The organism is Streptomyces sp. NPDC088124 (assembly GCF_040685895.1).
GTDB lineage: Bacteria > Actinomycetota > Actinomycetes > Streptomycetales > Streptomycetaceae > Streptomyces.
In genome coordinates this window covers 110,796-129,474 of sequence record NZ_JBFBJB010000020.1, presented here as the reverse complement: position 1 = coordinate 129,474, position 18,679 = coordinate 110,796, and the positions used below count along the sequence as shown (strand labels likewise).

The window sequence follows — 18,679 nt, the reverse complement described above, 5'->3', positions numbered from 1 at the left end:
CCACGTGACCATCGCGCCAGCGGATCCGGTTTCAGTTGTCTCGGAGGCACCGTCCGAGAACGGGGTGGCGACCGTCACCGGGCAGGCCGACGCCCCCGGCACCGCGCTGCTGCGGACCCTGACCGAGCTGACCGCCGATCTGCCCGACGCCGACCCGGGCCGGATCGCCGCCGCCGCGCTGCGCGGTCGTAACGCCCGCTCGGACGAGGCCGAGCTGCGCGAGCTGGCCACGGAGGCGGCGGCCGGACAGATCTCCGAGGACCCCGCGTACTCCCGGCTCGCCGCCCGGCTGCTCACCCGTACGATCGCCGACGAGGCCGCGTCCCAGGGCGCCGTGTCGTTCTCCGCGTCCGTCGCCGTCGGCCACCGCGAGGGCCTGATCGCGGACCGTACGGCCGCATTCGTCGCGCTCCACGCCGGGCGCCTGGACGCGCTGATCGACCCGGCCGCCGACGACCGCTTCGGCTACTTCGGGCTGCGCACCCTCTACAGCCGCTATCTGCTCCGGCACCCGCTCACCCGGCAGGTCGTCGAAACGCCGCAGCACTTCCTGCTGCGCGTCGCCGCCGGGCTCGCCGAGGACGAGAGCGCGCACGCGCTGGACGAGGTCGCCGCCCTCTACCGGCTGATGAGCCGGCTGGACTACCTCCCCTCCTCCCCCACCCTCTTCAACTCCGGCACCCGCCACCCCCAGATGTCCTCCTGCTACCTGCTGGACTCGCCGCTGGACGAGCTCGACTCGATCTACGACCGGTACCACCAGGTGGCGCGGCTCTCGAAGCACGCGGGCGGGATCGGGCTCTCGTACTCCCGTATCCGCTCGCGCGGTTCACTGATCCGGGGGACGAACGGGCACTCCAACGGCATCGTCCCGTTCCTGCGGACCCTCGACTCCAGCGTCGCCGCCGTCAACCAGGGCGGCCGGCGCAAGGGCGCCGCCTGCGTCTACCTGGAGACCTGGCACGCGGACCTGGAGGAGTTCCTCGAACTGCGCGACAACACGGGCGAGGACGCGCGCCGTACGCACAACCTCAACCTCGCGCACTGGATCCCCGACGAGTTCATGCGCCGGGTCGAGGCGGACGGCGTCTGGTCGCTCTTCTCCCCCGTGGACGTGCCGCACCTGGTCGACCTGTGGGGCGACGCCTTCGACGCCGCGTACCGCAAGGCGGAGGCCGACGGACTCGCGCGCAAGACCCTCAAGGCCCGTGAGCTGTACGGCCGGATGATGCGCACCCTCGCGCAGACCGGGAACGGCTGGATGACCTTCAAGGACGCGTCGAACCGTACGGCCAACCAGACCGCCGAGCCCGGCCACACCGTCCACTCCTCCAACCTCTGCACCGAGATCCTGGAGGTGACGGACGACGGCGAGACGGCCGTCTGCAACCTCGGCTCGGTCAACCTGGGCGCGTTCGTGGACGCGGCCACCGGCGACATCGACTGGGCGCGGCTGGACGAGACCGTCCGTACCGCCGTCACCTTCCTCGACCGGGTCGTCGACATCAACTTCTACCCGACCGAGCAGGCGGGCCGCTCCAACGCGAAGTGGCGCCCGGTGGGCCTGGGCGCGATGGGCCTCCAGGACGTCTTCTTCAAGAAGCGGCTGCCCTTCGACTCCCCCGAGGCCGCCGCGCTCTCCACCCGGTTCGCCGAACGGATCATGCTCGCCGCGTACGAGGCCTCCTGCGACCTCGCCGAGCGCGACGGCCCGCTCCCCGCCTGGTCGAAGACGCGCGCGGCGCGCGGGGTGCTCCACCCCGACCACTACGACGTGGCGCCGCACTGGCCGGAGCGCTGGGCGGCGCTGCGCGCCCGGGTCGCGGAGACCGGCATGCGCAACTCCCTCCTCCTCGCCATCGCGCCGACGGCGACCATCGCGTCGATCGCGGGCGTGTACGAGTGCATCGAGCCGCAGGTCTCGAACCTGTTCAAGCGCGAGACGCTCTCCGGGGAGTTCCTCCAGGTCAACTCCTACCTGGTGGAGGAGTTGAAGCGGCTCGGCGTCTGGGACGCCCGGACCCGCGAGGCGCTGCGCGAGGCGAGCGGCTCGGTGGCGGACTTCGGCTGGATCCCGGGGGAGGTACGGGAGCTGTTCCGTACGGCGTGGGAGATCCCGCAGCGCGGCCTGATCGACATGGCGGCGGCCCGTACGCCGTTCCTGGACCAGAGCCAGTCGCTCAACCTGTTCCTGGAGACGCCGACCATCGGGAAGCTCAGCTCGATGTACGCGTACGCCTGGAAGAAGGGGCTCAAGACGACGTACTACCTGCGCTCGCGCCCGGCGACCCGGATCGCGCGCGCGGCCGGCTCCACTCCGGCTCCCGCCCCCACCCCCATCCCCGTACAGGCACCCCCGGCCGACGAGGCGATCGCCTGCTCCCTGGAAAACCCCGAGTCCTGCGAGGCCTGCCAGTAATGACGACGGAAAAGAATCTCCTGGACCCGGGCTTCGAGCTGACGCTCCGCCCCATGCGCTACCCGGACTTCTACGAGCGCTACCGCGACGCGATCAAGAACACCTGGACCGTGGAGGAGGTCGACCTCCACTCCGACGTCGCCGACCTCGCCAAGCTCTCCCCCGGCGAGCAGCACATGATCGGCCGGCTGGTGGCGTTCTTCGCGACGGGCGACTCGATCGTCTCGAACAACCTGGTGCTGACGCTCTACAAGCACATCAACTCCCCGGAGGCGCGGCTCTATCTCTCGCGCCAGCTCTTCGAGGAGGCCGTGCACGTCCAGTTCTATCTGACCCTGCTGGACACCTACCTCCCGGACCCCGAGGACCGCGCGGCGGCCTTCGACGCGGTCGAGGAGATCCCGTCGATCCGCGAGAAGGCGCGGTTCTGCTTCCGCTGGATGGACTCGGTGGAGAAGATCGACCGCCTGGAGTCCCCGGCGGACCGGCGCCGCTTCCTGCTGAACCTGATCTGCTTCGCGGCGTGCATCGAGGGCCTGTTCTTCTACGGGGCGTTCGCGTACGTCTACTGGTTCCGCTCGCGCGGCCTGCTGCACGGCCTGGCCACGGGCACGAACTGGGTCTTCCGCGACGAGACCATGCACATGAACTTCGCCTTCGAGGTCGTGGACACGGTCCGCGAGGAGGAGCCGGAGCTCTTCGACGACGCCCTCCAGCAGCAGGTCACGGACATGCTGCGGGAAGCGGTCGAGGCGGAGCTGCAGTTCGGCCGCGATCTGTGCGGCGACGGACTGCCGGGCATGAACACGGAGTCGATGCGCGCGTACCTGGAGTGCGTCGCCGACCAGCGGCTCCAGCGCCTCGGCTTCCCGCCGGTCTACGGATCGCAGAACCCGTTCGCGTTCATGGAGCTCCAGGGTGTCCAGGAGCTGACGAACTTCTTCGAGCGGCGCCCGTCGGCGTACCAGGTGGCGGTGGAGGGCACGGTCGGCTTCGACGACGACTTCTAGGGCGTGTTTCGAAAGTAGCGCCGTCCGCCCGCAGGGCGGGGCTTGCGGCGTCTGGTGCGTGCGATCGCAAGGCGGAGGATCGTCCTCGTACTGGACGTACTTGGACGACTCCGACAACGCAGCGAGCGTGCGTGCCAGGCGTCGCGAGCCAGGCGGGACTTTCGAAACACGCCCTAGGACCCCGAGATCTTCACACGGTCCGCCCCATGACGGCCCGCCGGTTCAAGTGAACTGGCGGGCCGTCGCCCATAACTGGCCCGCTCTGCGGAGAAGTACTCGGCGGCGCTGTACCCCACCTCCGCCCAGACCGTCTTGGTGTACCGATCCCGTACGCCCCACCCCCACCGGTCGGCATGGGCGGCGACCAGCAACAGCCCCCGCCCGCCGGTCGAGTCCCCGTCGGGCGGCGGAAAGATCCCGGGCGCGCGGGGCAGCCGGTCGGGCCGGGCACCGCGATGGCTGGAACCGAGCCCGATCCGGGAGACCGGGAAGAGCGGCGAGAAGGCCGGCGGCGAGCCCGGCCCGGCGAGGGGAATTTCCGACTTCGGCGCCGGGCCCGCCCCCTCCCGGGTTTGATGTTGGCGGTTCCGGGCGGGGGAAGGGTCCCGAACCCAGGTCACCAGGGCAGCGGGTGGTGGCTCAGGTCTTCGTCTGCGGTGACGGCTGTTCCTGACGGGCCGCCGGGGGGCAGGGTGGCCATGCGGATGGGGAGCAGGGCTCCTTGCGCGGCGGTCAGGGCGCCCACGTGTCCGTTCTGGTCGGTCGCCACGGATCCGGGGGAGACCGCGTTGACGAGGATCGGCTCCGCGCGCAGTTCGTTCGCGTACGTCACGGTGAGGGCGTTCAGCGCGGCCTTCGAGGAGTTGTAGGCCAGCAACTGCGGAAACGCCTTGTTGGACGCGGCGAGGGAGACGGAGCCGAGGTTGCTCGTGAGGTTCACTATGCGCGCGGCCGAGGAGCGGCGGAGCAGCGGCAGCATCGCGTTGGTCACCGCCACGACACCGAACACGTTGATCTCGTACGTTCCGCGCATCTCCTCGACCGAGGTGCCGCTCGGCCGGTGGATGGGGGTGGCGAGCACACCGGCGTTGTTGACCAGGATGTCGAGTCCGCCTGCCTCGTAGGCGATCGTCTCCGCCGCCGCGTCGACCGATGCCTGGTCGGTGACGTCGAGTTGGACGAATCGCGCGTCGTATCCACGCGCGGCCAGGGCGGACACGGCCGATGTGCCACGGTAGGTGTCACGGGCGCCGAGGTAGACCGTCATCCCCAGACCGAGGAGCCCTTCGGCGACCGCGAACCCTATGCCCTTGTTGGCGCCGGTCACCAGGGCCAGCCGCTGAGTGGGATTGATATGAGTATCCATGATCTGCCCATACTGGCCGACCGGCCCTGCTCAGGTGGGTCGGTTGCGCATCCCGGTCCCTGGTAACCGGAGATCACCTCCGTCGCACTGCCGGGCCCGTCCCCCGCCGGGTCGCGGCGGGGCGGGCTCAGCCCTGGCCGGCTTCTCGCGCCACGCGCTCCAGGCCGCTGCGGTACGTCTCCCACCAGGCCTGATCGCCCGGTGGCATGTTGTCCTTCTGCTTCAGCAGTCCGGCGGTCCCGTCGATGAGCTCGCGCACGATGTCGGCGTGGCCGGCGTGGCGTTGGGCGTCGGAGATGACATGTACCAGGATGCGGTGCAGGGTCACCTCGCGCCGCTCCTCCGGCCACCACGGCACGTGGCCGATCGCGTCGAGGGGCAGCTCCGCGATCGTCTTGTCCGAGTGCTCCCACGCCCGGTGGTACAGCCCGACGATGTACTCGCGTGACTCGTCCGCGCTCGCAAACATGTCCGCGTTCGGATCGGCGTCCTCCGTGTACCACCAGGGCGGGGGTTCCTCTTCGAAGAACGGCCGTCCGAACGTTTCGCCGAAGTACCCCATCTCCACGGAGGCGACGTGCTTGACCAGGCCCAGCAGGTTGGTCCCCGTGGGGGTCATGGGGCGTCGTATGTCGTACTCCGAAAGCCCTTCGAGCTTCCACAGCAGCGCGTCGCGGACTTCTTGCAGATAGCGGAGAAGGTCCGCTTTGGGGTCGGGTTCAGTCATGCCGGGCAGTCTCGCACGCGGCACTGACAGTCCGGCCTGGCGCCGGAGGAGATCCGTACGGACGGGGCCCGACGGACGGACGGGGCCCGTCAGTTCGACGGCGTGATGAGTTCGTCGGTGACCCAGCGGGCGACACCGGCGGGGTAGGGCGTCGGCAGTCCGAGGACGATGTGCCGGAAACCGGCGTCGGTCGCCTCGCCGATCGCGTCCCGGGTGGCGCCGGGCCGGTCGTACGAGACGGGCAGGTGGATGGAGCGGGTGATCGAGGCGGGGTCGCGGCCGATCTCGGCGCAGTAGCGGTCGAGCAGCGCGCTGCGGCCGACGACGTCGTCGATGTCGCCGCCGGGGATGTTCCACAGGTCGGCGTGGGCGGCGACCACACGCAGCGTCGAGGACGCGCGTCCGCCGATGAGGAGGGGCGGATGGGGGCTCCGCTGGACCGGCTTGGGGTTGCAGAACGCTCCGGTGAGCCGGACGTAGGTGCCATCGAAGTCGAACGGCTCGGTCTCGGTCCACAGCCGCCGGATCACCGTGCACGCCTCGTCGAGGCTGCCCACGGCGTGCGCGGCGTCGTGGAAGGGCAGCCCGTGGGCGTCGTACTCGCGGCGGGCCAGCGGGTGACCGGGCCGTGAACCGGCGCCGATCCCGAAGTCGAGCCGGCCGCCGGAGACGATGTCGACGGTCGCGGCGATCTTGGCCAGCATCGCGGGCGGCCGGAAGCGGTTGCTGGTCACGAGCACGCCGAGGCGCAACCGCACGGTCCCTGCGGCGAGGGCGGAGAGCAGTGTCCACCCTTCGTGGGCCGTTCCGCCCGGGGCGCCGGCGATCGGCATGAGGTGATCGAACAGCCACGCGTGCTCGATCTCCGGGATGGCGTCCGCCTCGCGCCAGACCCGCAGGATGTCGGCGTAGTCGACCTGTTGAGGCGCGGTCATGATCCCGAATCGGGGCCGGGTCGGTTGTGGCATGGAACTGCTGGTCCTTTCAGCACCGGGCGCGCCGGGTACGAGCGCGCCGCTTCCGGAAGAGTGCGGGGCCCCGGCCGGTCAGCGGCGCCGCAGGGAGGCGTCGAGCAGCGCGGGAGGGGTGTCGAACTTCTCGTGTGCGGCGAGGTCGGCACCGGGGGCGACGATCGCGTCGATCGCGTCCAGTACGTCGGCGGGGAGCACGGTGTCGGCGGCGGCGAGCTGCGAGCGCAGGTGGTCCGTTGTACGGGGGCCGATGAGCGCGGCGGTCACGGCGGGGTGCGCGGTCACGAATCCGAGCGCGAGCTGGATCATCGTGAGCCCGGCGCCGTCGGCGACTGCGGCCAGTTTCTCGACCGCGTCGAACCTGGCCCGGTTGGCGGGGAGCGTGGCGTCGAAACGTTCCGGCATGAACGTCGAGCGGTGGGTGGTGAGGGACCGGCCCGCCCGGACGGCGCCGGACAGCCAGCCCGAGGCGAGCGGGCTCCACGCCAGCACACCGAGTCCGTACTCCTCGGTCACGGGCAGGACATGGGCCTCGATCCCGCGCTGCAGGATCGAGTAGCTGGGCTGTTCGGTGACGTAACGGCTCAGGTGGCCGTCCCGGGCGGCCCACTGTGCCTGCACGATGCGGTACGCCGGGAAGGTCGAGGAGCCGAAGTACCGGATCTTTCCGGCACGTTGCAGGTCGGTCAGGGCCGACAGCGTCTCCTCGTCACTGGTGCTCGGGTCCCACCGGTGGATCTGGTAGAGGTCGACGTGGTCGACACCGAGGCGGCGCAGGCTGTTGTCCAGCTCGGTGACGAGCCAGCGACGCGAGCTGCCCCGGTGGTTGCGCTCCTCACCCATCGGCATGGTCGCCTTGGTGGCCAGCACGATGTCGTCGCGCCGCCCGGCGATGGCCTTGCCGACCATCTCCTCCGACTCCCCCGCGCCGTACATGTCGGCGGTGTCGATGAGGTTGATCCCGCCGTCGAGGGCGGCGTCGACGATGGCCGTGGCCTCGTCCTGGGTGGTGCGTCCGATCGCGCCGAAGTTCATCGCGCCGAGCGCGAGCGAGCTGACCTGCACGCCGGTACGGCCCAAGGTGCGGTACTGCATGGCTGTGTTCCTCCATTGCGGGTGACATGTGGTGGCGATAAGCGTGGTGGCGATGGGTGAGGGCTGTCCGGGATGCGGTACGGGGTGGCGACGAGCCGTCGGGCGCCGCGGTTGGGCCGCCGGGCCCCGCTCTGGCACCATAAGCAAACGGAACCCCGTTCCAGAAAATATACGGAACCTTGTTCCGTTTGGCAAGCGGGGAGACCGGAAGACATGAGCACGCCGGGCCCGAGCCCGACGGCGGAAGGAGTGGCACGGTGAACGACGACGACAACGGGGGTACGGAACCTGCGGGCAGGCAGCCCACGGGTACGGAACCCACGGGTACGGAACCTACGGGCACGGAACCTGCGGGCAGGCAGCCCACGGCCCGGCCCAAGCGCACGGACGCCCGGCGCAACAAGGAGACACTGCTCGACGCGGCGGCCGCCGTCTTCGTCACGTCGGGCGTGGAGGCGCCCGTACGCGACATCGCGGCCAAGGCCGGCGTCGGGCTGGGCACGATCTACCGCCACTTCCCGACGCGCTCGGATCTCGTCATCGCCGTCTACCGGCACCAGATCGAGGCCTGCGCCGAGGCCGGTCCCGCCCTGCTGGCGAGCAGCGCGACCCCGCACGCCGCGCTGGCGCGGTGGATCGATCTCTTTGTCGACTTCGTGGTCACCAAGCACGGACTCGCCTCCGCGATGCGCTCCGACGACACCGGCTTCGAGGCGCTGCACGCCTACTTCCTCGACCGCCTGCTGCCCGTGTGCGGCCAACTGGTCGAGGCCGCGGCCGCCGCCGGAGAGATCCCGCCGGACCTGGAGCCGTACGAACTCATGCGCGGCGTCGGGAACCTCTGCATCGGCGCGGAGAGCGATGCCCGCTACGACGCGCGCCGGCTGGTCGGGCTCCTCGTCGCCGGACTGCGCCGGCCGCACTGACCACCGGCAGCCACGGACATCGGCCCTTTACACTCAACCTCACGAATCCGACCACCGGAGACAGGGAAACTCCGCTGGAATTCCGGTAGTTGTTGTCGGGCTAAAACTTCACCAGTGGGTCGTGGCGCGGCCGGGAGGAATCGAGAGACGCATGCACGCACCTCACGAAAAACCGCAACAGTCGAAAACGCCGGCGAAGAAAACGGCGGCGGCGAGCACGCCGTCGCCCGGTGCCGATTCCACGGCGTACGGGGCGCACACGACGTACACGGCGTTGCAGCGCAGTGCGGGAAACGCCGCGGTGGTCAAGATGATCGAGCAGCGCGGATCTGCTCACGGACCCGGCTCCGGCCACGGCCTCGGCCACGGCCCCGGACCCGGTGCCACGGCGCAGGCGTCCTCAGGCCGGGCCGGCCTGACCGTGCAGCGTGCTGTCGACTACTCACAAGCCCCGTGGTCCAGGCAGCATCTCGCACCGGACGCGTTCACCGCTCTGCTGAGCCAGGCATCGGGCGGGGAGCAGCCGGGGAAGGACTTCTCCATCCCGTACCGCGATCTGTTCGAGACGCTGAACGCTTCCCCCCAAACGGTCGCGATCAACGAGCAGGCAGGGCCGTCGGCCGGTTCGCGCGCGCTGTTCGCCCTGGCCCCGGAGGGGGTCGGCGGCACGCTGCAGGTCGCACCGCCGGGGGCCGATGCCTCCGCGGCGGAACTGCGGACGTTCGCCGCGACCATAACCCACGAGATGCAGCACGCCCTGGACTCGGTCGAGGCGCGCTACGGCTCCAAGGAAAAGCCGCAGAACGTGAGACAGCGCAAGATCTCGACCGAGTTGCGGGCGTTCGGCCGGGAGGCCGCGGCGGCGCTGAAGCTCGCCATGGGGGACACGTACGACCGGGGCAAGGGGACGCTGACTCAGATCCTGTCGAGTACGTCCGCGGAGCGACTGACCCCGGAACGCAATCAGCTCGCCCGCGAATTCCACATCCTGGACAGCTATCACCGGGCGAAGAAGCCGATCCGCGCGGCCTTTGCCGAGCAGGCGCAGGGCTTGCAGATCGGGATCAAGTCAAGTCTGCTCCTCGAACGCCTGGCGGGATATCTCTCCCAGTACCAGCTCGTCCAGCCGACCCCGAACAGCCATGAGGCGCTGCAGTGGCTCATGAAGGAGGAGAACGCGGAGGTACTGCAGAAGGGGCTCGTGGAGGGCATCGATCTGTTCCACCAGAACCGCCCTGAAAAGGGTGAATGACCAACCCGTCGCCGGGGCGGCGCATGGAGCAGGGGCGGTGCACGGGGTCGAGGCGTCGGCATGGAGCCGTAGCGGCCTCGTCGCCCGGCCGCTACCCGAAGTGCCCGTCGGCCGCTACCCGAAGTGCCCGTAGTCCAGGCGCTCTTCGGCCCACGCCACGCGGGAGTCGATGAGCCGCCTGAGCTTGAACCGCGCCGGGACCATGCCCCGGCCGCGCCAGAACGCGTCGCTGACCGGGTTGGCCGACGACCACTCGGCACCGTACGCGTCGAAGCCCCGGCCCGCCGCCCACTCCCCCACGGCGGCGACCAGCGCCGTGCCCACCCCGGTGGACCGGGACGACGCGGCCACCACCGCGAGGCCGATCGTCGCCGCGCCGGAGTGACGGGCGTCCGCGGCGGCCTGGACCAGGCCGGTCAGGCGGCCGTCCTCCTCGGCGACGAGAAGGAGCTGGGCGGCGTCCGTCAGCGCCGCCGACAGCGCCTCCCGGATCGGCCGCAGGTCGGAGAGGGCGGGACGCAGGACCGGCGCCGCGGTGTGGAAGCGCTGCAACTCCACGGCCAGCTCGAACATCGGGGCGAGATCGTCGGCCCGGGCCGCGCGCAGCCGGGTCCCCCGTGGGGGCCCCGCCGGCGCTTCCTGGCCGGTGACCGGGCAAAAGCCCCTGACCTGGTCGATCCCGAAGCCCAGCTCGAAGAAGCAGGAGACCGTCTCCCGGTCGTACGCCGGGACCTCCACGGCGTGGTCGTACGCGCCGATGCCGGCCAGCCGGCCGGAGAGCGCCCCGTACAGGCTCCGCCAGGTCGCGCGCCGCTCGTGCCGCCCGCACGCGTACTGGGGGAGGCGGATCCGCGCCCACTGCTCTCCGGGCAGGCGGGACACGGTCGCCGCCATGAACCCGGTCAGCCTGCCGTCCCGTACGGCGGCCACCCCCGGCCCCGATCCCTGCCACTCCGCCACCAGACGGCGGGCGACGTCCGGGTCCGCGAGATCCAGCACACCGGCCGGGCGGCCGGCCCCGCCGTCGGCATGGGACTCGGCCAGCAGGAGTGCGGCCCGCTCCGCGAAACCGCCCTCGAACGGAACGATCTCCAGGTTCCTCACCGGGGCAGGCCCGCCTTCCGCCACGACGCCCGCACCCGGTCGAGCGTCGCCCGGCCCGCCGGGCCCCAGGTCACCTTGCCACCCGGCAGGCCCCGGTCACCGGCCCGGCCGATGGCGAGGATGTTCATGCCGCGCAGCACCGCCCAGCCCCGCGCGCGCCGGATCATCGCCTCGTCGGCGCCCGCGTACCCGTGCAGGAAGCGGAGGTCCGCGCCGGCGGGCAGCAGCAGCCACGCGGCGGCCAGGTCCGTCGCCGGATCACCGGCGCAGAGGTCGCCGAAGTCGACGACACCCGCGAGAGTGCCGTCCGCGACGACGACGTTCGCCGGGTGCAGATCGCTGTGGAGCCACACCGGGGGTCCCTGCCACTCCGGAGCCGCGACCGCCTCGTCCCAGACGGCCCCGAGCTCACCGTCCAGGCCGCCGACGGCGTCGGCCGAACTCTTGAAGTGCGAGGTCAGCGCTGCGAGGGGCACTCCGCGGTGCGGTTTGACCGGCGCCTCGGCGGGCGCCTCCCGGTGGAGCAGCCGGAGGAACTCCGCCAGGGAGTCGGCCGCGGGCCCGCCCCGGGTGACCGGGGTCCGGTCGGCCGGTTCGCCGGGCACCCAGGTCGTGATGGTCCACGGGCGCGGGAAGCGCGCGGAGGGTTCGCCGACGCGCACCGGGACGGGGACCGGAAGGGGCAGGCGAGGGCCGAGTTCGGGCATCCAGCGGTGTTCGTTGCGCAACAGTGAGGGGGCCTGCTCGGTGCGCGGCATCCGTACGGCCAACTCGTCGCCGAGGCGCCACATCTGGTTGTCCCAGCCGCCGTCGACCGGTCGCAGATCCAGCCCGGCGAGATCCGCGTGCTGCTCACGCACCAGGGTGCGCACCAGATCATCGTCGATGTCGAAACGGTTCATGGGGTCAGAGTGTGGCAGTCGGAATCGCGCGCCGGGGGCCGGTCGGGTCGGAGCGCGGCGATCGGAATGGTGCGCCGGAGGGCGGTCGGCTCAGAGCGCGGCGGGGGGGCCGTCCGGGCGGTGCCGGCGCCCGGCGATCATCGCGTGGCTCAGAGCGGCCGTCTCGGGCTCGGGCAGCCGCTCGAAGCCGTCCTCCGTGATCACCGAGACGATGGGGTAGATCGCGCGGCCGATGTCGGGCCCGCCGGTGGCCGAGTCGTCGTCCGCCGCGTCGTACAGCGCCTGGAGCGCGGTCAGGGCGGCGTCGCGGCGGTCCATCCCCGCGCGGTACAGCTTCTTCAACGCGCCCCGGGCGAACGGGGATCCGGACCCCTCCACATGGAAGTCCCGCTTCTCCCACGGGCCGCCGGTGACGTCGAAGCTGAAGATGCGTCCCCGCGCGCCTTCCGGGGCCGTCTCGTCGTACCCGGCGAGCAGCGGCACCACGGCGAGGCCCTGCATCGCCTGGTCGAGGTTCTCCCGGACCATCCCGGCCAGCCGGTTCGCCTTCGCGTTGAGGGTCATGGGGATGCCCTCCATCTTCTCGAAGTGCGTCAGCTCGACCTGGTAGAGCTTGACCATGTCCACCGCGAGCCCGACCGTGCCCGCGAAGGCCACGGCGGTGAAGTCGTCGGTGGCGTGCACCTTCTCCAGATCGCGCTGCGCGATGACATTCCCCATCGTGGCCCTCCGGTCACCGGCGATCAGCACGCCGTCCCGGTAGGTGAGCGCCAACACCGTCGTGCCGTGCGGGAATTGATCCCCGGCAGGCCGCGCGCCCGGGGGCAGGAAGCGGCGGGTGCCCAGCAGTTCCGGGCGGTGGGCCGTCAGGAAATCGGTGAAGGAGGAATTTCCCGGAAGAAAGAACTCGTCCCCCGGCATGGAGCCGGTCCCCGTGCTCGCCATGCGTCTCCCCCTTCGAGCCCTTCGACCCCGTCGACCCCGTCGACCCCGTCGACCCCGTCGACCCCGTCGACCGTAGTCCCCGTCTCACTTCCTACCATGGGCGCGGGACGGGGAAACGCCCGTACGAACGACGGGGGGCATGGAACCGGCGGCGACACCAACTCCCTCCGTTCTCAACGGACTCGCCGTCAATCCGGCCCTCGCCGCCCAGTGAACGGGAGCCGGCGCGGGAGCGGGCCGGGGGTGGCGCCCCGCCGCCCGTGGCTCCTGGCGCCGCTCGCGCTCCGAGCTTTCCGATTCCTCCGTACGCTCCGAGCTCTCCGATCCCTCCGAGCGCACCGCACTCGCCGCACTCTCCGGGTGCTCCGCGCGGCGCAGCCGGCGGTCGACGGCCCGGTCCTTGAGGTGCCAGTACAGCGGCGGCGCGAGCACCAGAGCGAAGAGGGCGATAAGGGCGATAACCGTCACGAAGATGTCCATGCCCCTACTGTCGCCGTCCCGCACCCCCGACGGCAGTGGCAGGACTGTCATCAACCATCGAATTACTGCCAACGCCCTGGCACACTGGAATCATGCTGACCAATGTGGCCGCCGTCCTCCTCGACGGCGTGCACCCCTTCGAACTCGGGGTCCTCTGCGAGGTCTTCGGCCTCGACCGCAGCGATCAGGGCCTGCCCGTCCATGATTTCGCCGTCGTGTCGGCGGAGGGGCCCGTCCTGCGGACCCATGCCGGGTTCACCATCGGCGACCTGCACGGCCTCGACCGGCTGGAGGAGGCCGATCTGATCGCGGTGCCCGCCGGGCAGGAGTACGCCAACCGCGACTACCCGCCCGAGCTGCTGGACGCCCTGCGCCGCGCCGTCGGGCGCGGCGCGCGGGTGCTCAGCGTCTGCTCCGGGGTCTTCGTGCTCGGGGCCGCCGGGCTGCTGGACGGGCGGCGCTGCGCCGGGCACTGGCGGCACGCCGAGGAGCTGGCCCGCGCCTTCCCCCGGGCGGTCGTCGAGCCGGATGTGCTGTACGTGGACGAGGACCCGGTCATCACCTCGGCCGGCACGGCGGCCGGCATCGACGCCTGCCTCCATCTCGTACGGAAGGAGTACGGGCCGGAGGTCGCCAACGCGATCGCCCGCCGCATGGTCGTACCGCCGCACCGGGACGGCGGGCAGGCGCAGTTCATCGAGCGCCCGCTGCCCGCCTCGCCGTGCGACACGGTGGGCGAGGTCCTCGGCTGGATGGAGCGCCACCTCGACCGGGAGATGACCGTCGAACAGCTCGCCGCACGGGCGCACATGTCACCGCGTACGTTCGCCCGCCGCTTCCAGCAGGAGACGGGGACGACGCCGTACCGCTGGCTGCTGCGCCAGCGCGTGCTGCTGGCACAGGAGTTGCTGGAGGGGACGGACGAGACGGTGGACAGCGTCGCCGGGCGCTCCGGGTTCGGGAACGCGGCCGGGCTGCGCCATCACTTCCTCCGCACGCTCGGGACGACACCGCACGCGTACCGCCGCACCTTCCGGGGACCCTCCCACGTGGCCTGAAGGTCGCCCATGGCCTGAACACCCTGGGTGACAGGATCCTTAGGTCCGACCTTCCGGATAATCAAACCTGCCAGTTGTGAAGATTCCGTGGAGGGCAACAACCTCCACCACCCACCGGAACTCTCCATTCCAGAGTCCGAGCCACCACCTCCCCACGGTGGGGCTCTTGACCGAGGAGGAGGTCCGCACCGATGAGACTGCCCCACGCGCTCCGGTCGCGCCGCACCACACAGTCCCCGACCCGCACAGAACGTTCACATATGGGAGAAGCCGGAAAGCCCGGCGCTCCCGCCCGCAGACGGCTCATCGACTACCCCCGCCGCGGCCGGCGCGGCCTGCGGCGCTGGACACCGTCCTGGAAGCTCGTCTCCGGCGTCGCCCTGTTCTCGTCCGTGTCCCTGGGCGGCCTGCTCGCCGTCGTCTACGCCCAGGTCGAGATACCCGGCGCACACGACTCCGCCCGCCGCCAGGCCAGCGTCTACTACTGGGCCGACGGCAGCCGCATGGTGAGCGTGGGCGACGTCAACCGGCAGGACATCACGCTCGCCCAGGTCCCCGCCTCCGTGCAGAGCGCCGTCATCGCCGCGGAGAACGCCGACTTCTACTCCGACTCGGGCGTCTCCTTCACCGGCATCGGCCGCGCCGCCCTCAGCATCATCGAGGGCGAGGAGACCCAGGGCGGCTCGACCATCACCCAGCAGTACGTGAAGAACACGTACCTCACCCAGGACCAGACGGTCAGCCGCAAGGTCAAGGAACTCGTCCTCGCGCTGAAGATCGGCAACCGGAAGACCAAAGCGGAGATCCTGGAGGGCTACCTCAACACCTCCTGGTTCGGCCGCGACTCGTACGGCGTCCAGGCCGCCGCGTACGCCTACTACGGCGTCCCCGCCAAGGACCTGGACGCCGGCCAGGCCGCGCTGCTCGCCACCCTCCTCAAGGGCGCGGAGCTCTACGACCCCTCCCTCGGCCCCGCCAACCACCGCCGGGCCGTGGACCGTTGGAGCTGGGTGCTGGACCGTCAGGTCGAGACGGGTGTGCTGAGCGCCGCCGAACGCGCCAGGTACCAGGATTTCCCCGAGCCGAGAAAGCCCGTCAAGCCGACCAGTCAGGCCGGGCAGACCGGCTATCTGGTCGACATCGCCAACAAGTACCTCAAGAGCCGCGGCGGCATCACCGACAAGGATCTCGCGGGCGGCGGCTACCGCGTCCACACCACCTTCGAGAAGGACACGGTGGACGCGCTGGCCAAGGCGGTCGAGAAGGTACGGAAGGACGGCCTCGACCCGGAGAAGCGCCCGGCCGACCGCCATGTGGAGATCGGCGCCGCGTCCGTACGGCCCGAGGACGGCGCGGTCGTCGCGGTGTACGGCGGTGCCGACGCGATCACCCACTTCAGCAACAACGCGGACACCTCGGGCGTGCCCGCCGGGTCCGCGTTCAAGCCGTTCGTGTACGCCGCCTCACTGGAGTACGGCTCCGGCGCGGCGCCGCGCGCGGAGGACACCGGCGCACCGGGCCCGCGCGCGACGGACGCCCCGGTGGCGGTCCCGGCCTTCATGGGGTCGCCGCTGGCCAGGGCGATGCTGGGCACGGGGCACGCCCCGTTCGTGAGCGCGGGCGAGAAGGTCGGGCTGCGGAACGTCCGGCGGATGGCCATCTCGGCCGGGCTGCGCGAGGAGTCCATGGCGAAGCTGGAGCCGACGTTCTCCATCGGCACCTCGACCCCCAGCGCCGTCCGGCTGGCCAGTGCCTACACGACCTTCGTCAACCAGGGCAGCCGGACCGAGCCGTACTCGGTGGCCTCGGTCGAGCGCGACGGCGTCCCCGTCGACGGATTCGCCAGGCCGGAGCCGCGCCGCGCGATGAGGACCGAGGTGGCCGCCGAGGTCTCCGCCTCACTCCTGGACACGGGGCAGAACGCCCTCGCCGCACTGGCGAAGAAGGAGCTGGTGGAGCGGGAGGACCGGCGGGACCCGGATGACCGGGCGGCCGGCGAGGACCAGGGGGGACCGGCGGCCCGGCCGGCCGGCGCGCCCGTCTGGGCGGGCGGCACCAACGCGGGCGACTACATGCGCTCGGCGTGGTTCATCGGCTCCACGGAGAAGCTCTCGACGGCGATCGCGATGTTCCGTACGAAGCCGGACGCCCCCCAACTCCTCGGCATGCAGGGCGTCGGCGGCCCGGACACCGAGCGCGGCAACGTCTTCCCCGTACGGATCTGGGACACGTACCTGCGGACGGTGGACCCCAGGGCGCTGGAGCGCTCCGACGGCCTCCTCCCGCCGCGGGACGGGGCGACGTCCGGCGGCGTCCAGGACGCCCCGGACACCCCGGACACCCCGGACTCCGCCGAGCAGGCCCAGGGACCGGGCACCGCCCAGGGACCGGGCACCGCCCAGGAGTCCGGCACCGCTCAGGGACCAGGCACCGCTCAGGAGTCCGGCACCGCTCAGGGGTTGGGGACGACCTCGTAGCGCGGCGTGTTCTCCGCCATCTGTCGCAGCGCGTCCTTGCGGTCGCGCTTCGACAGCCGGTCGATGTAGAGGTAGCCGTACAGATGGTCCGTCTCGTGCTGGAGGCAGCGCGCGAAGTAGCCGGTGCCCGCGACCCTGATCGGCTTGCCCTGCGCGTCCTGGCCGCGGACCACCGCGTAGTCGGGGCGCGCCAGCGCGGCGTACGCGGTCGGCACGGAGAGGCAGCCCTCGTTGGAGTCGTCGAGATGACGCTCCGACGGGGGCAGTTCCTCCAGCACCGGGTTGCAGACGGCGCCGACGTGCCGTACGCCGTCGTCGTCCGGGCAGTCGTAGACGAAGACCTTCAGGTCCACGCCGATCTGGTTGGCCGCCAGGCCCACGCCCTCGGCCGTGTGCTGGCTGGCGAACATGTCGTCGATCAGCCGGGCCAGCCCGTCGTCGAACTCCGTGACGTCCCGGCACTCCTTGTGGAGCACCGGGTTCCCGACGACGGTGATCGGGCGGGACGTGCCGCGCTCGCGGTGCGCCAGCTCACGCGCCGCCGCGTCCTCCGTGTCCACGACGAACCCGTCCCCCGGTTCCGCCACCGAGGTGCCGCTCTCGTATCCCTGGTCCGTCTCCTGCTGCGCCATGTCCGCAGTACGCCTTCCTCGGTACCGATGCTGCTTGCACGTTCCCGGGCCGTGTGCCGGTGTGCCCGTACAGCCTAAGGGCAGCCCGCGCAAGGCTCACCAGGTCGTGGACCCGGCGGGTGACCGGGCGGACGGCCCGCCGGTGCCCCGGCGGACGGTCCCGTGGGGCCCGGCGGGCGGTTCGGCGGGTGACCGAGGGGGCAGCGGACCGGGCCCTCCGGCGCCGGCCGGGCCCTCCGGCACGCTCCGCTGCCGTATCCGCCCTGCGTTCAGCACACCTCTTCGAGGTCGCGCCACTCCCGGCTGTCCGGGCTGTCGGCCACCCATCCGTCCAGCAGGCCGCGCACCAGCCCGGGCGGCGCCGCGATCCCGCACTCGCGCTCCGGTGCCCACAGCTCGCCGGCCGTACGGTGCCCCAGCGGCCCCGGGTGGCCCGGCTCGCTGTGGTCGTGCGGATCGAGGTGCTCGCCGTCGCCCTCGGCGCTCGGCATCGTCGACTCCGAGCAGGAGCGGCAGAGCAGCCGTACGGAGGAGGACCAGTCCTCGGCGGCGAAACCGGCGTCCGCGGCCAGCCGTTCCAGGGCGTCCCTGTCCCCCTCCGTGGCCGCTTCGAGCAGCACCACCCAGGTGGGCACGGGCGAGGGGGCCCACAGCTCGATCTCGTCGAAGACCGGGTAGGCGCGGACGGCCCCGTCCGGGCTCGCGGAGGTCGTGCGCTCACCGTTCGGCACGCCGTCGTGGAGGACGACCTCGCCCCAGCGGCGGCCCGACGAGGGCAGCGGGATCGACAGCACCTCGATACGCGCCGGGTCGATCCGGCGGCCCCAGACCACCTCGGCCTCGCCCTCCGGGGAGAGCCGGACGGCCGCGCTGCCCAGCACCATGCCCTCGGGCTCGCCGTTCGCCTGGACGCTGTGCGGATCGCCCGGCACCCGCAGCCCGTACGCCTGCCAGGCGCGACGGGCCAGCGGCCAGTCCTGGAGCGCGGTCGCGGCGATCCCGACGTTCCACCAGTCCGGGGCGCCGGTCTCCTTGTCGAGCAGGGCCACGGCGCGCAGTCCGGCGGCGCGCGCCTGCTCCCAGTCGTGCCGGAACTTGTGCAGCAGCGCCAGATTGAACCAGGACTCGGAGAGCCACGGTTCCAGATCGGCGGCGCGCGTCAGCAGCGCGCCCGCGTCCTCGTACCGGCCGTCACCGATCAGCGTGAACGCGCGGTCGGTGGCCTGCCGCCACGAGGCGGAGGGCCGATGCCGTACCTTCCCGAAGATCTTCACGATTCCCGCCTGCCGGTCGTCGGGCAGTGCCCCCTGACACC

The 18,679-nt window shown here is 71.5% G+C and carries 15 protein-coding genes; 6 read left to right on the top strand and 9 right to left on the bottom strand.

Going from position 1 to position 18,679, the window contains the following annotated elements; genetic code table 11:
• Window positions 1-4 precede the first annotated feature (4 nt).
• Entirely contained in the window at window positions 5-2,419 is a 2,415-nt protein-coding gene (locus AB0P17_RS18600; RefSeq protein WP_365812208.1) for a ribonucleoside-diphosphate reductase subunit alpha, read from the top strand.
• Entirely contained in the window at window positions 2,419-3,429 is a 1,011-nt protein-coding gene (locus AB0P17_RS18595) for a ribonucleotide-diphosphate reductase subunit beta (protein ID WP_365812206.1), read from the top strand. The genes AB0P17_RS18600 and AB0P17_RS18595 overlap by 1 nt, the downstream gene beginning before the upstream one ends.
• Window positions 3,430-4,045: 616 nt before the next feature.
• Here AB0P17_RS18595 and AB0P17_RS18590 read toward each other — a convergent pair.
• From AB0P17_RS18590 to AB0P17_RS18575, 4 genes are all read right to left on the bottom strand, one after another.
• A complete protein-coding gene (locus AB0P17_RS18590) occupies window positions 4,046-4,795 on the bottom strand; it encodes an SDR family oxidoreductase (protein WP_365812204.1) in 750 nt (249 codons plus the stop codon).
• A 127-nt stretch (window positions 4,796-4,922) separates the two neighbouring features.
• Window positions 4,923-5,522: a DinB family protein gene (locus tag AB0P17_RS18585; protein ID WP_365812202.1), complete on the bottom strand. Its 600-nt coding sequence runs from the start codon at window positions 5,520-5,522 to the stop codon at window positions 4,923-4,925.
• A gap of 89 nt (window positions 5,523-5,611) precedes the next feature.
• Window positions 5,612-6,490 carry an LLM class flavin-dependent oxidoreductase gene (locus tag AB0P17_RS18580; RefSeq protein ID WP_365812200.1) on the bottom strand — a complete coding sequence of 293 codons (879 nt, stop codon included), beginning with the start codon at window positions 6,488-6,490 and terminating at the stop codon, window positions 5,612-5,614.
• A gap of 78 nt (window positions 6,491-6,568) precedes the next feature.
• Entirely contained in the window at window positions 6,569-7,588 is a 1,020-nt protein-coding gene (locus AB0P17_RS18575; RefSeq protein WP_365812198.1) for an aldo/keto reductase, read from the bottom strand.
• 410 nt (window positions 7,589-7,998) lie between these two features.
• Here AB0P17_RS18575 and AB0P17_RS18570 point away from each other — a divergent pair, with 410 nt between their 5' ends.
• Together AB0P17_RS18570 and AB0P17_RS18565 are read left to right on the top strand one after the other, a co-directional pair.
• Window positions 7,999-8,514: a TetR/AcrR family transcriptional regulator gene (locus tag AB0P17_RS18570; protein WP_365812248.1), complete on the top strand. Its 516-nt coding sequence runs from the start codon at window positions 7,999-8,001 to the stop codon at window positions 8,512-8,514.
• A 121-nt stretch (window positions 8,515-8,635) separates the two neighbouring features.
• Window positions 8,636-9,766: a hypothetical protein gene (locus tag AB0P17_RS18565; RefSeq protein ID WP_365812196.1), complete on the top strand. Its 1,131-nt coding sequence runs from the start codon at window positions 8,636-8,638 to the stop codon at window positions 9,764-9,766.
• 114 nt (window positions 9,767-9,880) lie between these two features.
• Here the strand turns inward: AB0P17_RS18565 and AB0P17_RS18560 are convergent, their stop codons facing one another.
• From AB0P17_RS18560 to prcB, 3 genes are all read right to left on the bottom strand, one after another.
• A complete protein-coding gene (locus AB0P17_RS18560) occupies window positions 9,881-10,870 on the bottom strand; it encodes a GNAT family N-acetyltransferase (RefSeq protein ID WP_365812194.1) in 990 nt (329 codons plus the stop codon).
• Window positions 10,867-11,772, bottom strand: coding sequence for a phosphotransferase (locus AB0P17_RS18555; protein ID WP_365812192.1), 906 nt, complete (start codon window positions 11,770-11,772; stop codon window positions 10,867-10,869). The genes AB0P17_RS18560 and AB0P17_RS18555 overlap by 4 nt, the downstream gene beginning before the upstream one ends.
• A 90-nt stretch (window positions 11,773-11,862) precedes the next feature.
• Window positions 11,863-12,717 carry a proteasome subunit beta gene (gene prcB / locus AB0P17_RS18550; RefSeq protein WP_365812190.1) on the bottom strand — a complete coding sequence of 285 codons (855 nt, stop codon included), beginning with the start codon at window positions 12,715-12,717 and terminating at the stop codon, window positions 11,863-11,865.
• A gap of 572 nt (window positions 12,718-13,289) precedes the next feature.
• Here prcB and AB0P17_RS18545 point away from each other — a divergent pair.
• A complete protein-coding gene (locus AB0P17_RS18545) occupies window positions 13,290-14,255 on the top strand; it encodes a helix-turn-helix domain-containing protein (RefSeq protein WP_365812188.1) in 966 nt (321 codons plus the stop codon).
• 260 nt (window positions 14,256-14,515) lie between these two features.
• A complete protein-coding gene (locus tag AB0P17_RS18540) occupies window positions 14,516-16,732 on the top strand; it encodes a transglycosylase domain-containing protein (protein WP_365812186.1) in 2,217 nt (738 codons plus the stop codon).
• On the opposite strand, the gene def is transcribed toward AB0P17_RS18540, so the two are convergent.
• Both def and AB0P17_RS18530 read right to left on the bottom strand, forming a co-directional pair.
• Entirely contained in the window at window positions 16,708-17,364 is a 657-nt protein-coding gene (gene def, locus AB0P17_RS18535; RefSeq protein ID WP_365812184.1) for a peptide deformylase, read from the bottom strand. The two genes, AB0P17_RS18540 and def, sit on opposite strands and share 25 nt — an antisense overlap.
• 269 nt (window positions 17,365-17,633) lie before the next feature.
• On the bottom strand, window positions 17,634-18,638 hold the full coding sequence (locus tag AB0P17_RS18530) for a hypothetical protein (RefSeq protein ID WP_365812182.1): 1,005 nt from the start codon (window positions 18,636-18,638) through the stop codon (window positions 17,634-17,636).
• Window positions 18,639-18,679 lie beyond the last annotated feature (41 nt).

What these genes read in the sequence shown, in the direction of transcription:
- AB0P17_RS18590 (WP_365812204.1), bottom strand. Translation starts at nt 4,795, where the DNA reads ATGGATACTCATATCAATCCCACTCAGCGGCTGGCCCTGGTGACCGGC.
- AB0P17_RS18585 (WP_365812202.1), bottom strand. Translation starts at nt 5,522, where the DNA reads ATGACTGAACCCGACCCCAAAGCGGACCTTCTCCGCTATCTGCAAGAA.
- AB0P17_RS18555 (WP_365812192.1), bottom strand. Translation starts at nt 11,772, where the DNA reads ATGAACCGTTTCGACATCGACGATGATCTGGTGCGCACCCTGGTGCGT.
- AB0P17_RS18545 (WP_365812188.1), top strand. Translation starts at nt 13,290, where the DNA reads ATGCTGACCAATGTGGCCGCCGTCCTCCTCGACGGCGTGCACCCCTTC.
- AB0P17_RS18540 (WP_365812186.1), top strand. Translation starts at nt 14,516, where the DNA reads ATGGGAGAAGCCGGAAAGCCCGGCGCTCCCGCCCGCAGACGGCTCATC.
- AB0P17_RS18575 (WP_365812198.1), bottom strand. Translation starts at nt 7,588, where the DNA reads ATGCAGTACCGCACCTTGGGCCGTACCGGCGTGCAGGTCAGCTCGCTC.
- AB0P17_RS18580 (WP_365812200.1), bottom strand. Translation starts at nt 6,490, where the DNA reads ATGCCACAACCGACCCGGCCCCGATTCGGGATCATGACCGCGCCTCAA.
- def (WP_365812184.1), bottom strand. Translation starts at nt 17,364, where the DNA reads ATGGCGCAGCAGGAGACGGACCAGGGATACGAGAGCGGCACCTCGGTG.
- prcB (WP_365812190.1), bottom strand. Translation starts at nt 12,717, where the DNA reads ATGGCGAGCACGGGGACCGGCTCCATGCCGGGGGACGAGTTCTTTCTT.
- AB0P17_RS18595 (WP_365812206.1), top strand. Translation starts at nt 2,419, where the DNA reads ATGACGACGGAAAAGAATCTCCTGGACCCGGGCTTCGAGCTGACGCTC.